General features: G+C 35.8%; 14 protein-coding genes. 8 read left to right on the top strand and 6 right to left on the bottom strand.

The genetic code is table 11. The annotated features are described in order from the left end of the window. Nucleotides 1-86: 86 nt before the first annotated feature. The 6 genes from M2372_RS05770 (at nucleotide 87) to M2372_RS05745 (ending at nucleotide 5,944) form a co-directional block, all read left to right on the top strand. Entirely contained in the window at nucleotides 87-662 is a 576-nt protein-coding gene (locus tag M2372_RS05770) for a TerD family protein (RefSeq protein ID WP_115970093.1), read from the top strand. Between the two features lie 25 nt (nucleotides 663-687). Beyond that, on the top strand, nucleotides 688-1,362 hold the full coding sequence (locus M2372_RS05765; RefSeq protein ID WP_115970094.1) for a TerD family protein: 675 nt from the start codon (nucleotides 688-690) through the stop codon (nucleotides 1,360-1,362). Nucleotides 1,363-1,443: 81 nt separating this feature from the next. Further along, entirely contained in the window at nucleotides 1,444-2,082 is a 639-nt protein-coding gene (locus tag M2372_RS05760; protein WP_123318002.1) for a VWA domain-containing protein, read from the top strand. Nucleotides 2,083-2,100: 18 nt separating this feature from the next. Further along, nucleotides 2,101-3,144 (top strand): TerY-C metal binding domain-containing protein, encoded by a 1,044-nt coding sequence (locus tag M2372_RS05755; RefSeq protein WP_123318003.1) that lies wholly within the window; start codon nucleotides 2,101-2,103, stop codon nucleotides 3,142-3,144. Nucleotides 3,145-3,156: 12 nt separating this feature from the next. After that, nucleotides 3,157-4,425: a PP2C family serine/threonine-protein phosphatase gene (locus M2372_RS05750; RefSeq protein WP_123318004.1), complete on the top strand. Its 1,269-nt coding sequence runs from the start codon at nucleotides 3,157-3,159 to the stop codon at nucleotides 4,423-4,425. Between the two features lie 7 nt (nucleotides 4,426-4,432). Continuing rightward, on the top strand, nucleotides 4,433-5,944 hold the full coding sequence (locus M2372_RS05745) for a helix-hairpin-helix domain-containing protein (RefSeq protein WP_123318005.1): 1,512 nt from the start codon (nucleotides 4,433-4,435) through the stop codon (nucleotides 5,942-5,944). A gap of 461 nt (nucleotides 5,945-6,405) precedes the next feature. On the opposite strand, the gene M2372_RS05740 is transcribed toward M2372_RS05745, so the two are convergent. The 6 genes from M2372_RS05740 to M2372_RS05715 form a co-directional block, all read right to left on the bottom strand. Further along, nucleotides 6,406-6,846, bottom strand: coding sequence for an N-acetyltransferase (locus M2372_RS05740; protein WP_123318006.1), 441 nt, complete (start codon nucleotides 6,844-6,846; stop codon nucleotides 6,406-6,408). A gap of 53 nt (nucleotides 6,847-6,899) precedes the next feature. Continuing rightward, nucleotides 6,900-7,658 (bottom strand): hypothetical protein, encoded by a 759-nt coding sequence (locus M2372_RS05735; RefSeq protein ID WP_123318007.1) that lies wholly within the window; start codon nucleotides 7,656-7,658, stop codon nucleotides 6,900-6,902. Between the two features lie 71 nt (nucleotides 7,659-7,729). Then, nucleotides 7,730-8,278, bottom strand: a complete 549-nt coding sequence (locus tag M2372_RS05730) for a hypothetical protein (RefSeq protein WP_123318008.1) — start codon at nucleotides 8,276-8,278, stop codon at nucleotides 7,730-7,732. Nucleotides 8,279-8,394: 116 nt separating this feature from the next. Next, a complete protein-coding gene (gene tyrS / locus M2372_RS05725; RefSeq protein ID WP_123318009.1) occupies nucleotides 8,395-9,594 on the bottom strand; it encodes a tyrosine--tRNA ligase in 1,200 nt (399 codons plus the stop codon). A 203-nt stretch (nucleotides 9,595-9,797) separates the two neighbouring features. Next, on the bottom strand, nucleotides 9,798-10,508 hold the full coding sequence (locus M2372_RS05720) for a LytTR family DNA-binding domain-containing protein (protein ID WP_123319056.1): 711 nt from the start codon (nucleotides 10,506-10,508) through the stop codon (nucleotides 9,798-9,800). A gap of 5 nt (nucleotides 10,509-10,513) precedes the next feature. Continuing rightward, nucleotides 10,514-11,548 carry a sensor histidine kinase gene (locus M2372_RS05715; protein WP_123318010.1) on the bottom strand — a complete coding sequence of 345 codons (1,035 nt, stop codon included), beginning with the start codon at nucleotides 11,546-11,548 and terminating at the stop codon, nucleotides 10,514-10,516. 146 nt (nucleotides 11,549-11,694) lie between these two features. Here M2372_RS05715 and M2372_RS05710 point away from each other — a divergent pair, with 146 nt between their 5' ends. Beyond that, entirely contained in the window at nucleotides 11,695-14,499 is a 2,805-nt protein-coding gene (locus M2372_RS05710; RefSeq protein WP_185018687.1) for an outer membrane beta-barrel family protein, read from the top strand. Between the two features lie 11 nt (nucleotides 14,500-14,510). Further along, complete coding sequence (locus M2372_RS05705; protein WP_123318012.1) at nucleotides 14,511-15,287, top strand: GLPGLI family protein; 777 nt, start codon at nucleotides 14,511-14,513, stop codon at nucleotides 15,285-15,287. Nucleotides 15,288-15,372: the final 85 nt, after the last annotated feature.

Below are 15,372 nucleotides of genomic sequence, written 5' to 3'. Positions count from 1 at the left end.
TATCCATTATTTTTAGTAAATAAATTTGGTCAATTCGTAAATCAAATCTATCTTAATGGAAAAAATAATTCATAATATAAAATACTATGGCAATTAATCTACAGAAAGGACAGAAGATCGAGATCGGGCTGACAAAAATGACGATAGGACTTGGTTGGGATCCTAATGAAGGGACAGGCTATGACTTCGATCTTGATGCATCCGCAATCATGATTGATTCTGACAGAAAATTAGTAAGCGAGGAATATTTTGTTTTTTATAATAATCTGACTTCGCCGGATGGAGCTCTTACCCACACCGGAGATGATCCAAGCGGAAAAAACAGTGATGGGGATGATGATGAGGCTATTGTTATTGACCTTGATAAAGTAGATTCAAGAGTAGAAGAGATCCTCTTTGTTGTTACTATTGAAGATTTTGAAAGAAGAAAACAGAACTTCGGACAGGTAAGAAATTCATACATCAGAGTGGTAGACAACAGCTCCAATCAGGAGATTGCAAAATATGAGCTGGATGAAGACTTCTCTATTGAAACTGGTGTTGAATTCGGAAGACTGTATAAGAGAAACGGAAGCTGGAAATTCGAAGCTTCAGGAATAGGATACAGAGCAGATCTTGGATTCTTCCTTGAAAAATATTATAAGGGACAGATCATCAAATAAACATTAAATACACAAAACGATAGCTATGGCAATTAATTTACAGAAAGGTCAAACGATTGATTTAAGAAAAAACGACCGTGGAGAAAGTGTTTATGACCTTTCAAAGGTAACGATCGGTTTAGGATGGGATGTAAGGAAGCAGGGAGGATTCTTTGGAAAACTTTTTAATAAAGAAGCGGAATATGATCTTGATGCAGTAGCATTTCTTTTAGATGGTAACGGAAAGGTTGCTAATCTTGGGAGAACGGTTCAGACGAATGACGGAAGACAAATGGGAATGTATCAGGGAGACGTGATCTTCTTTAATTCTATGCAGCATCCAAGCGGAAATGTATGGTTGACAGGAGATAACAGAACCGGTGCCGGAGATGGGGATGATGAGCAGATCATTGTGAAATTGGACCAGCTGGATCAAAGTTACCAAAAAATTGTATTTCTGGTTACCATTTATCAGGGAAGAACCAATAACCAGCATTTCGGAATGATTGAAAATGCATTTATCCGTGCTGTGGATGCTACAGGTAAAGAAATTACGAAATACAGCCTTTCCGGAGATTCGAGTATGAACGGAATGTGTGCGATGGTTTTTGCTGAAGCATACCGTCATAATGGAGACTGGAAGTTCCGTGCCGTGGGAGAACCTCACAATACGGATAACTTTATTGATATTCTGAGACAGCAGTATTCGTATTCAAACTAGATTGTAAATTTCTATTCAACATAAAAGCCGGCTGGGAAGTCTTCGACTTCCTCCGCCGGCTTCAGAATTAATAACCGCCTTATGAACAGAAGATTATTAGCCTATTTTTTACTGGATACTTCCGGTTCCATGAATGGAGAGCCTATCCAGGCACTGAATAACGGTTTCAATGGCCTTATCAGTATGCTCCGCACAGATCCACAAGCGATGGACAGCCTTCATTTAAGCGTTATTACCTTTGATAGAGAGGTTAAAAATATCATTCCCTTAACTGCTTTATCCAATTTTTATCCCATGGAGATTACCTGTCCGGATAGTGGGCCAACGCATACAGGAGCAGCTTTAGAAATGGTTGCAGAACTTGTTCAGAAGGATCTTGTAAAAGGATCTGGTGATGAAAAAGGAGACTGGCAGCCGTTACTTTTTATATTTACGGATGGAAAACCTTCTGACATTCAGAAATACAGACAGATGATTTCTGTACTTAGAGGGTTGGAATTTGGAGCCATTGTAGGATGTGCAGCTGGCCCTAAAGCGGATGAACAGTATCTTAAGGAGCTCACAGATCATGTTGTAAAGCTGGATACTACAGATGCCATAACGCTCTCTTCCTTTTTCAGATGGGTGAGTTCTTCTATTACTCAGAGCGGACATTCGCAGAATACAACAGATCACATAACATTGCCTCCGCCACCATCGGAGCTTACTATTATTATTTAAAAAATTGTCTTTACAGGTATGAGAAGGCTACCCATTTATTTTTTGATCGATGTCTCCGAATCTATGGTAGGAGACCCGATTGAGCAGGTGCAGGAAGGAATTTCCAATATCGTCAGGGAACTGAAGAAGGATCCGTATTCATTGGAAACGGTTTATATTTCAGTGGTAGGCTTTGCCGGAGAGGCTGAAGTGATTACACCACTTCAGGATATAATCAGTTTTTATCCACCCAAAATTCCGATTGGAAGCGGAACCTCATTATCCCAGGGTTTAATAAAAATCATGGATTGTATTGATAAAGAGGTTATAAAAACGACGTATGACCGTAAAGGAGACTGGAAACCTATTGTTTTTCTGTTTACAGACGGTGTTCCTACGGATGATGCTACCAAGGCCATCGAAAGATGGAAGAATAAGTATAACGGAAAGGCTAATACCATTGCGGTTTCCATAGGAGAGAATACCAATTATAAACTTCTGGGCTCGCTGGCAGATAATGTTTTACTGTTCAATAATACAGATGAAAATTCCTATAAAGAATTTTTCAAATGGGTAACTGATTCTATTAAAACTACAAGCCAAAGTGTTACTGAGGCAAAGAAAGAGGGAATTAACCTGTCTAAAATAGACTCTGTCATCCTTGAAAAGGTAGATCCACAGATGGAACAGCGTTTTCCGGATAATAATTTTGTGGTTCTGAATGGCAAATGTTCAGAGACGGATAAACTCTATCTGATGAAATTTAAAAAAACATTCGGTGAATCAAGTATTCCAGGGATGTCAACCAGATATTATAAACTGGAAGGAGCCTACAAAATTGATGAAAAATCTTATTACAGGCTGTCTTCTGCCCAAAGGAGTAATCTGAAAATTTCAATAGAAGAACTTCAGGGGGGAACTTCCTGTCCTCAATGTGCTAATCCTATTGCTCTGGCAACCTGCTCATGTGGTGGGATTCATTGCCTGCAGGGAGAAGGGTATAATAAATGTCCTTGGTGCGGTACTTCCGATTATTACGGATATTCCGGAGGAGGATTTGATATCAACAGAACTTTAGGTTAAATTATTTAGGCCATGAAAATACCTTCATTTTATTTTGGGATTGGGAAAAAACCTATGGAAAAAGGAATTATCTATAAAGAAAAAGAAGAATTTAAAGAAGTTCACTGGGTATTAAAAAATGCTAACGCAGGAAAGTTTTATGAATTCAGTTTTGAAATAGAAGATTTTCCGAATATAAAGATTAAAACCATCACGAATTTAGAAGTAACCGGGCTTATGTTTGAAAATAACAGGATTTCAGGAACTCCGATGGCCAATAATCTTTATCATCTGGATATTGAATTTTTCCATATTGAGGATAAAGAGAATACTGAGATTAAAAGAGTTCAGCTACTGGTTAATATTGATCCCAAAGACTTATGGAAAAATGTTCCTGCTGACAAGGAAGCTGATTTTTATAAAGAAGATGAGGCTTCATTTCAGGGAAGATTTTCAGATAAAAAAATTGTTGTGGTTTCTAAAAGAGGCCGTTCTCATGCCCATGAAGGGAAATTCAGAGAGGATGATTTTGCAGTGAATGAGCTTCCTTCAGACTGGAATATTGTTTCCGTTTCTGATGGTGCCGGCTCTGCTACCATGGCAAGAGAAGGTTCAAGGCTGGCAACAATTTCTGTCAATGAGTTTTTCAGTTCTCCGGAAGTTTTAAATGAAATTGAAAATAATATCGAGATCATTTATACCTCAGATAATTCAGAAAAAGAGCAGGATGGAGCCAAAGAACATGTAATAAGACGTCTTTATGAAGGTGTTTTATATGTACATCATGCTTTGGAGAAAACAGCTTCTGAAAATAATCTTTCCATGAATGATCTGCATACCACTCTTATTTTTGCTTTGGTTAAGAAGTTCAGTTTTGGATATGTTATTTTGAATTTTGGAGTAGGAGACTGTCCCATCAGTCTTGTCAATACTGATTTTTCAGAGATAAAGCTTTTAAATATCATGGATGTCGGTGAGTTCAGTGGGGGTACCCGTTTTATGACCATGAAGGAAATTTTCAACGATCATATTGTTTCCCGTTTCAGGATAAGCTGTGTGGAGGATTTTTCATATCTGGTACTTATGACAGATGGGATTTATGATCCTAAATTCCTTACCGAAAGCAAGCTGGAAGATACAGAAAGCTGGAAAACATTTTTTAACGATCTTAATGGTGCTAACGATGATCTTTCTAAAGTAAACTTTATCAATGATACCGAAATTGCACAACAACTTCTCCACTGGACTGATTTTTGGAGCCGCGGAAACCATGACGACCGTACACTGGCCATAATTTATTAAATTCAATATGAAAAAGACCATCAGGGTTGTCTCCATTCTGGATGCAGCCAAATCCTATGAATATGTAGATGAAAAACCGATTCAGGGAGGAGTAAAAGATGTTTACTTTTCGCCGGACAGAGAATATGTAGTTGCATTTTACAGAAATCCACTGGATGAAGGGCAGAAAGAAAGAATTATGAGAATTGTTTCCACCTATCTGCAAAACATTCAGAACGGTAATTCTGCAGAATACTTTTTAAACGAAATATTCAGATGGCCATATGATATTGTGGAAAAAGACAGGCTGACAGGAATTGTTGTTCCTGTTTATCATCAAAAATTCTTTTTTGCTAAAGGGTATGTAGGTTCTGATACTATTCAGAGTGAAGATAAAGTCGGAAAGTGGTTTACGGCTCCGATGTTCAGAAACCCACAGTATCCATTAAGGCTTGATCAGTCTGAATTAGGGGATTGGCTGAGTTATTTTCAGATTGCTATTAACATCAGTAGGGGAGTGAAAAAACTTCATCAGATGGGACTGGCACATTCAGACCTTTCCTATAATAATATTCTGGTAGATCCGGTGACGAAATCTGCATGTATTATTGATATTGATGGCCTTGTTGTTCCCAAATTATTTCCACCGGAAGTCATTGGAACAGCTGATTTTATAGCGCCTGAAGTTTTAAAAACCCAACATCTTAGCCTTAAGGACCCCAATAGGTACCTGCCCAATCAAAAAACTGATCTTCATGCTCTTGCAGTGCTGATCTATATGTACCTGTTGAGAAGACACCCTCTCCGTGGTGGGAAGATCTGGGATCTGGATTCTGAAAAGGATGAAATGATATCTATGGGTGAAAAAGCCCTGTTTGTGGAACATCCTAATGATCCTTCCAATCATGTAAGAACTGACCATCTTAGAAAATGGGATGCCTTTTGGGGTGATCCGCAAAAAATTCCCTATACTATAACAGGTCCGTACCTTGCGGATTTATTCAGAAAAACTTTTATTGAGGGATTACATGATCCAATCAGACGTCCCACTGCTAATGAATGGGAAACTGCTTTACTGAAAACTGTAGACCTGATACAGCCTTGCCGGAATTCCGACTGTGCAGAGAAATGGTATGTCTTTGATAATACCAGCAATCCGAAATGCCCTTTCTGTGGAACTCCACACCAGGGAACGCTTCCGGTTCTGGATCTGTATTTTAAGTTTGATGATGAGGTTTGGAAACCTGAAAACCACAGATTGATGGTATATCACAACCAATATTTATTTAAATGGCATGTGTCCAGAAAGGTGATCAGAAATGAAAACCTTACCATGCAGGACAAGATGCCTGTAGGATATTTTACCTTTCATCAGGGAAAATGGGTATTGGTAAATCAAAGTTTACCAGGAATGAAGGATATTACAGAACAGAAAGAAATTCTGCCTGGATCTATGGTAGAACTTACTGATGGGAAAAAAATACTGTTGTCTGCAGAAGAGGGAGGAAGGCTGATTTATGTGACAATGGCGAATCAGTAGATAGAGATAGGTTGGAAGCTGGAAGAGTGAAGTTGGAAGTATAGCAGTAAAAAAATAGAATGAAAGTATTTAAATTCAATAGAAATGTACTTTAGCCTGATTTTTATATTCTATCCAAATCCAATGGCTTTAACCAAAACTTATATTGTTTTATACTTTCGCTGATTAAGCAGACTTTTACTTAAACATTTGCTTAATCAACGAGGGTAAAATATTTCTACACATTATATGCACAATCATCTGTGAAAATCCGTGCAATCTGTGGGAAATAAGATTAATCATAAAAGCCATAAAAGTTTTTAGCGATTAAGTGATTTCTAGTTAGATGCTTTCTACATAAGAAGTACAGAAAAATTTTGAAAATCTTTGATTTTCTTTTTCGCAATCATCAACATCCTGTGATCAAAAAAACTGCACAATCTGCCTAATCAATGAGAGGTTATTTTTGTGATTATTCGTGTTTAATCCGGTGTAAACTCCATGAAGAAAGAATATTCATCTTCACTTACTGTTTTGAATCCCATGCTTAAATAAAGGTTTTGAGCCTTATTGGTTTTTAAAACACTTAAAGAAGCTGTTTTTCCTGTTGAAGAAGCTTCCTCCAGAATATCATTCAGGATCATTCTTCCTAGTCCTTTGCCTTGTTGGCTGGGATCAATCTGAAGCTGTAGGATATCGATATTTGTATTTTTTCTGTCTATTTTTAAAAGCCCAATGGGTTGATGATCCAGAAAAATAATATTTGCTTTATCAAACTGATCAAGAATCCGGTTGAGAGTTGTTTCATGGTCTGTAGGAAGATTGGATTCTGCATAATGCGGAACCATGGTTTTCGTCCTTAGATCAAGAAGATAATCAATATCGTTTTCTGTTGCTTTTTGGTAGGTAAGTGGAGTTTTCATAGGTTTTTTGAATTCGAATTTCAGGCCATATTTCCCCTGTTGAGAGAAAAGAATTAATAAATATCTACAATAATAACCCTTGGTTTTTTTTGTAGATCAATCATTGATCTTATTCTGATGGCTTGTTTTAAGAAGGTGCAGGCATGATAAACGGCCTGGATAAAATCCTGTCTGTCATCAGGAAAAAATACATTTATAAGAAATTTCATCTGATCTTCAATTGCTTCAGATAAAAGTAAGTTTTGCTGGTTTTCTAATCGTATTGTTTCAATGATGCTTTCTTCCTCTTCTGTTAACACATCATCATAATCATATAATTTACTTTCAATAATTCTTTTGGTCATCAGAATCAGAAAATCATTGAAGTGTAAAAAATCTTCGGATTGTATATTGGCACTGAAATACTTTCCTTTTATTCTGGCAATAGGAAAATAGTCAACATAAGTTTCATAGAGATAAGCATAAGCTTTGCCCGCATTAAGTGTATCAAGCTCATAGAGTCGAGTGATTCCTAAATAATCGTACAGGGTTTTAAGATATTCTTCTCTTGCTTCTAAAGAATCATGGGCAAATAACGGATATATTTGACTTCTAAAGAAATGGATGATTTCATAAAAGTCATTGGGAGGCATCATATTAATATCATTTCTGATATATTCCAGAATCCTGTTGAAGGTTATGCTACCATTTTCTTTCTCTTCAATATAATTTTTAAATGTACTGGTATGATAGATTCTATGCTGGAGGTCCTCATAAAGATTCCTTGCAGCTTTTATACCGTCAAACATATAGATCGAAATATTTCTTTTCATATACAAGTTTGTTGTACTATTAATTCCTGACTTTAATGATAAATAAACCTGTTTGCTGACAGTTGTTTTATTTAATCAAATGTAATCTTTCTTTGCTGAAGATAGGCTTCGTTAATATTTTCTTTTTCAAGATGATCCGGATACATTGTGATTTTTATAAACTCTTCATCCTGGTAAAGACCTCCTAAAAATAACTCATTTCCTATTATTTTAACCTGAATGGTAAGGGCATTGATAAGAATTTCTTCATCCTTTAAGGTTCGGATGTTAAAAATAAAAAGCCTTTGGTAATGAGTGTCCTTATACTTAATGATCAGATAATTTTCATGAAAATACAAAATACCATCCCGAAATGTTGGTTGTCCCAGAGTATTGATGAGTGGTTTCCAGGTAATGACTTTCTTTTCTCTTAGTCTGATATGAACCTTTTCTTTTCCTGCTTCATTACATTGCCACCATGCAATAATTCCTTCATTATTGATAGCTGTCTGATGTGGGGAGACCGAATTTTCCGTACCTGAAGGATCTGTCCATACAATTTTGTGCTCACTGAGCTCCGTTTTAATGTTGTCAGTGAACAATTCTTCATCAATCAGGGTAAGGATTTCAGCCTGCGTCATTTTTTTGTTTCTTGGGGCGAAGATATTGATTTAATTGGATTTGGAAATAAAAGTTGACCTTAAGCAGGAAAGGAATACCGGAAATTGTATAGTATTCCGGCTTCCAATCCATATTTTTAAGCCAGTTCAAAAAAACTTCTTCTGCCGATCTTTATTTTAGTTTCTTTTACAAGTTCAATTTCTTCATCTGGTTCCATCATTTTAACTGTGTTGATCTGAACTCCGCCACTTTGTATCAGTCTTCGGACGGCAGATTTGCTGAGGTCATTTTTTAACTGATGACAAAGCTCAAGGACAGTCGTTTTATGCTGAATATGAGTTAACGTATTGATAGGAACAGGTTCAAAACTTTTCTCTTCAAAATTCTTATTCTGAAACTGGTTATTGAAGAACAATTCAGCGTTTTCGGCAGATTCATCATCATGGTATTGACTGATAATATTTTTGGCAACCCGTTTTTTGATGTTCATTGGGTTTTCCCCATTTTCCATTTTTAATTTCAAGTTGGTCTTCTCTTCCATTGAAAAATCGGTGGTAAGATCAAGAAATTCTTCAATGAGAGCATCCGGAATAGACATGGTTTTTCCAAACATTTCATTCGGTTCATCAGTCAGGCCGATGATATTGTTTAAAGACTTGCTCATTTTTTCCTTTCCGTCAAGACCTTTCAATAAAGGCATGCACATTACGATTTGGGCTGGAATCTGATGAACTTCCTGCAGTTGTCTTCCCATTGTACAGTTGAAAAGCTGATCTGTTCCACCCATTTCAATGTCACATTCAATTTTTACAGAATCAAACCCTTGTAGAATAGGGTATACCAGTTCATGCATGGCAATAGGTGTATTTTCTGTAAACCTTTTGTTAAAGTCATTTCTGTGCATCAGCTGTGCAACTGTTACTTTTGATAACAGCTGAATAACCTCTGAAAAATTTAATGCATCAAGCCAGTCAGAATTGAAAACAATCTTTGTTTTTTCAACATCAATAATTTTAGATAACTGGTTGATATAAGTTTGTGCATTATGCTGAACATCTTCAGCGCTTAAAGGTTTTCTTGCCTTATTTTTTCCGGTTGGATCACCAATTCTAGCTGTAAAACTACCAACTACAATAATAATCTGGTGACCCATATCCTGAAACTGCTTCAGTTTTTTAAGAACAACGGCATGCCCGAGATGCAAATCAGGAGCAGTAGGATCAAAGCCCAGTTTAATGGAAAGTTTTCTGTTTTCTTCTTTTGCCTGTTTTAATTTCTCTTCCAATCCGTTTTCCGGGAGGATGATAGAGACATTTTCTTGTAATGTATTGATCATGTTGAAATATTTTAAATGAAAAAAGCCCGGACAGTACTGTCCGGGCTCTATATGTTAATTAGATTATTTAATTTAGATTACAGATATAGAAAGTCTTCCCGAACGATAGCTCGGAGTGTAATATTCACTGAAGAATGGAAGACGTAATATGCTGTTTAAGTGTTTCACTTTACAAAGATAATATTTTTTACCGGAATAATTATTTAGTTTAGCCGTTCTAAAAGTTGTTTGCGATAGGTTGTGCCGATAGGAATAACGGTGTCATTCATTAAATAAAGCCTGTTCCCGGTAATTTTTTTTATTTGATCTAATGCTACTATATAAGATTTATGGATACGGATGAATTTTAAAATATCCAGCTTTTGCTCAATCTCATTGGTTGTTATTGGAGATAAAAGAAAATGTCCATCGGTAAATACTTTTACATAATTTCCCCAGCTTTGTATATATTCAATCTTATCGGTAGTAATCCGTATATAATCTCCGTCAACTTTTAAAGTTAACCATTCAATGGGAGAAAGTGGTTTCTCTTGGGTAGGAGGGAAACCAATTGGTTTGAATCTGGAAATAGCTTTGTCTATCGCGGATAAAAAATTGGATAGAGAGATTGGTTTGATCAGATAGTCTACCACTTGATATTTATAGCTTTCAAGGGCAAATTCACTATATGCAGTTGTAAGGATTACTAATGGCGGATGATTCATGGCACACAGCATTTCCATCCCTGTAAGACCCGGCATATTGATATCCAAAAATATCAGATCTATCGGATTTTTGTATAAGTAATCCATGGCGTCTTTTGCATTAAAAAAACTACCACAAAGGTTCAGACTTTGTAATCCGTTCAGGTGATGTTCAATAACAAGATGGGCTCCGTCTTCATCATCTACAATAATACAGTTTAGAGGATTCATGAGATTCATAAGGCATTTAATTGAATAGTTAAAATGGTTCTGTATTCAGAATCTAGCTGATAGATTTCAAAAGTATAATACTCAGAGTATAAAAGGTCCAGTCGTTTACGGATATTGCTGAGCCCCATTCCCAGTGATTCTTTTTTTATAGGTGTTTCCGGGAGAGAATTTGAAATATCAACCTTGAACTCATTGGCGTTAACTTCAAAATGAAGTTTGACAAACCATTCGTTAAGGGAGCCTGCACTATGTTTAAAGGCATTTTCAACCAGTGTTATTAATAGCAAAGGTGCTATTTGATAATGGGAAATAGATTCTTTATCATTGGGGAGATTCAGTGTTATTTTACAGCGCTTACCACTTCTTTCTTTTTCTATATTAACGTAAGTTTTAATGTATTCCAGTTCTTCTTTTATACTTACAGCAGCATTGTTTCCCTTTTCAAGAGGATAACGCATGAGATTGGAAAGTTGAAGAATTAATTCCGGAATTCTTTCAGGATGAGTTAAACTTACCCCATACAGATTGTTAAACATATTAAAAAAGAAATGGGGATTTAATTGATAGTGAAGAAGCTTAGTATTCATTTCATTAAGAAGTAGCTGATCTCGGGTTCTTTTTTCCAATGCTTGATAATACTGCCTGATCAAAGCCAGAAAAATGATGAAAATACTGCTGATAACACAGGTTGATACATAGTATATAATGAACTTGATTGTTTTCCGTTCGCCATGATGATAAGTTTGATTAGGCCAATATCTGTTCAGGCCTGAGAATACCAATACTACAAGCAATAGATAAGCAATAGTTATGAACCCAAACTGAACATATTTTTTATTGATAAGTGACGGTAACGCGATATATCGATATAGCTGGGCCTGCAAATAAACGACGATAAAAAATAGGACAGGACTAAAGAAATATCCGAAAGTATTTGAAGCAATCCATTGATGAAGAACTGTCAGGAATAATACTGTCACAAAGAAAACGACCTCGAAGGATATTTTTTCTATGGGCCAGTTTGCATTTTTTTTCATCATTTTTTATTTACAAAGCTCTTCATTTTACTCATAATTGTCAAAAATAGATGACAAACTAAGTTGATCATGGAAATAGAAATGTTGATCATTTATATTTTACCTGCAAAAGGTAAGCCGCTATGTTTGTGTTATTAAAATATAAACTGATGAATTACCAGCCAAAATATAATGCAGCTTTTCTGTTCATATTCACATTTATTTTTTCAGGGTATTGTATGGCGCAATCAAACTGGAGTGTTAAAGGAACTGTAACGGATGGTATTTCCGGTTCGGCATTGCACCGTTCCACTATTACAGCTTTGAAGGCAAAAGATTCTACTTTAGTCAAATTTACCAGAGCTTCCGAAAACGGAAATTTTAATATGTCCGGAAATCAAAGTGAAAAAATATTTTTTTTGATCACCTATCATGATTATGCTGACCATGTGTTGTCATTTAGCCCGGATCAGACAAAAAATGATATTGATTTTGGTGCAATAAAACTGTTCCGGAAAGAAAAGTTGCTTGAAGAGGTTATTTTAAAAGGAAAGACAGCAGCAGTAAGGATAAAAAAAGATACCACAGAATTTAATGCATCATCCTATATCATTAAACCTAATGCTAAGGTAGAAGATTTACTGAAGCAGCTGCCGGGAATACAGGTTGACCAGGAGGGTAAGATTACGGCACAGGGGAAAAGAGTAAATAAAGTACTGGTGGATGGTGAAGAATTCTTTGGAGATGATCCTACGCTGGTTACTAAAAATATTAGGGGAGATATGGTCTCTAAAGTTCAGCTATACGACAAAAAAAGTGATCAGGCTGCTTTTACGGGAATTGATGATGGAGTGAAAGAGAAAACCATTAATATCAAATTGAAAGAAGATGCTAAAAACGGATATTTTGGGCAAGCCGATGTAGGTGGAGGTACAAGAAACTTTTACAATATTAAAGGGATGATCAATTATTTTAAAAGAAAGCAAAAACTTTCTGCCTATGGAATTTTTGGGAATACCGGAAAAATAAGTCTCGGATGGGAAGATAATCAAAAGTATGGATCAGCAGATGATATTCAATTCGATGAAGCAGGGCGGGGATCTATGACTACAGATGATGAAAACGGACTTGATGCACAATCCGGACAATATAATGGGGAAGGGATTCCTATAGTAAAATCGGGAGGAATACATTATGATACCAAGTGGAATAATAGTAAAGAAGCAGTTAATATTAATTATAAGAATGGATCTATTTCAGTTGACGGTTCTAAAAATACATTGAATCAAAATAACCTGTTAGCAGGAATTATTTCCTCAAATTCGGACCAGTCTTTTTCCAACAGTACATCCAGACAAAAGTTGGATATCAGTTATCAGATAAAGCTGGATTCCACTTCTAGTGTAAAGCTATCTGTCGCCGGAAATCATAAAAGGATCAGTAATGAGCAATTCTTCAGCGGGAAAAGCTTTTCTCAGGAGCGGTTGCTAAATACAAGTTTGAGGACAATAACAAACAAAGGCTATGATCAGTCTTTGAATGCAAATGTATTTCTGACAAAAAAACTAAAAAAAGCAGGAAGAACATTATCTGCCAATCTTAAACAAAATTTGGGAGATTCTAAAACAGACGGATATTTACGAACTCATAACGAATTTTTAGGAACTAATGGTAGTCCAGATAACGTACAGGTCATTGATCAATTTAAAACCAATTCAATTAAAAGTTCTGAATTTATAGGTAATCTAGCCTATACGGAACCTTTAACGGGTTCATTAAGTCTTGTATTGAGCTATGCTTATGGAATAAATAAGAACAAGGCAGACAGAAAGACGTTTAATCTTTCTGCTGATGGTAATTATACTATTCCCGATGAGAAGTATAGCAATAATTATACGCTGATTCAGCGTATGAACGTTGGAGGTGCAATTTTTAATCTAAAGAAAGATAAAGCAACGATTAATTTCGGAGCAAAAATAATCAGTATGGATCTTGATCAGTCTGACTGGGTTCAACAATCTTCCTTTAAAAGAAATTTTACTAACTGGAATCCACAAGCTAATCTGTCATATGAGGTTGGCCCTCAGAAACAGCTTGAAGTGGGTTACTCAGGGAACACTATAAGACCAACTTTTGATCAGCTTCAACCTGTAAGGGTTAATAACGATCCGTTGAATATTATAACCGGCAACCCATTATTGAAACCTTCTTTCAATCAAGAAATAAAAGCAAGCTATAATGCTTACCGAACATTGAATGAACAAAGCATTTATCTGGGAGCAAATTTTGGAATAACTTCAAGTCCTGTCATCAACAGTATTGAAATAGATGATGTAGGGAAAAGTATCTACAGGTGGGTAAATCTGGATGACAATAAAACGCATAGTTATAGTTTGAGAGCCAGTTATCAGCAAAAATTAAAATTTATTGGAATGACAGGAGGACTGTATTTTAATTCCAGCGGAAATACTTATTACAGTTACGTCAATAATGTACTTAATAAAATGCAGTCTAATACCTATTTAGGAAACTTTATGCTATCAAGCTATGATCATACCTCTTATCAGGGTTCTATAAGTTTCGGACCTACTTATACAACGAATGAATCTTCTCTGCAGAAAGAGGCGAATAATAATGGTTGGGGGTTAAACGGAAATGCTAATATAGTTGTGCAGCTACCGGGGAAAATTGAGCTGAGTTCAGATGCCCGTTATGAGTATAAAGCAAAAACAGCATCATTTAATACCAGTTTCAGCATGTTGATCTTAAATGCTCAGATCAGTAGAAAATTTCTGAAGTCAGAGAGTTTAAAACTTAGCTTATCAGCGAATGATCTTTTGAATCAAAATACCGGTTTTACCAGAGATATCAATGGGAATATGTTAAGCCAAACCAGCTTTACCACGATAAAAAGGTACTTTATGCTTTCGCTTATCTGGGATTTTAATAAAATGGGTGGAGATCAAAACCCTTAAAAACTGTTTTTATGAAAAAAAATAATATTACAAAGATTTGTATTCTGTTAATAATCAGTATACAATCATATTATGCACAGGAAACAAAATTTATAACCGAAGGAATAATAGAATATGAACGGAGCAATAATATGTACGCATTAATTCAAAGAGGAATCACGAATGATGATGTTGTTTCAAACATGCGTTTTGAAGAGTATAAAAAGACTTTTCCTCAATTTAAACGCACGAAAAGTACATTGCAGTTTTCAGAAAAAAAGAGTCTGTTCACTCCGATAAAAAATGATTCGGCTTCAGATATTTTTTTTGAAAATAATCCGGCTGTTAATCAAATAAATACAACCTACACAGATTATGATAATCACAAGCAAATTACAGAAAAACAAGTGTTTGAAGGCAGATTTCTTGTACAGGACTCTATTCAGCCTGTAAAATGGAAAATAACAGATGAATTCAGAGAAATTGCGGGATTCAACTGCCGGAGAGCTAACGGATTGATCATGGATTCTATCTATGTAGTCGCTTTTTATACAGACCAGATACCGGTATCAGGTGGCCCCGAATCTTTCAACGGTTTACCGGGAATGATTCTCGGAGTAGCTTTGCCGCACGAAAACGTTACATGGTTTGCAAAGAAGATTAATGATATTAGAATTGAGCCTGGGAAGCTTACGCCTCCAAATAAAGGGAAAATTATAAACAGGAAAGAGCTGAAGCAAACTGTTACTGATATTTTTAAAAGTTTTGGAAGCAGTTTTCAATCATCTTCCTGGCCATTCGAATTATGATGATAGGGTTTGATCAATTACGTTCATCATTAAAATCCATAAGTTGATCATTCATATTTTTATTGCAAAATCCGGCTATCTATGT

Source organism: Chryseobacterium sp. BIGb0232 (genome assembly GCF_024810195.1).
Taxonomy (GTDB): domain Bacteria; phylum Bacteroidota; class Bacteroidia; order Flavobacteriales; family Weeksellaceae; genus Chryseobacterium; species Chryseobacterium pennae.
The sequence above is the reverse complement of the archived record's forward strand: the minus strand, read 5'-3'. Positions and strand labels throughout refer to the sequence as shown.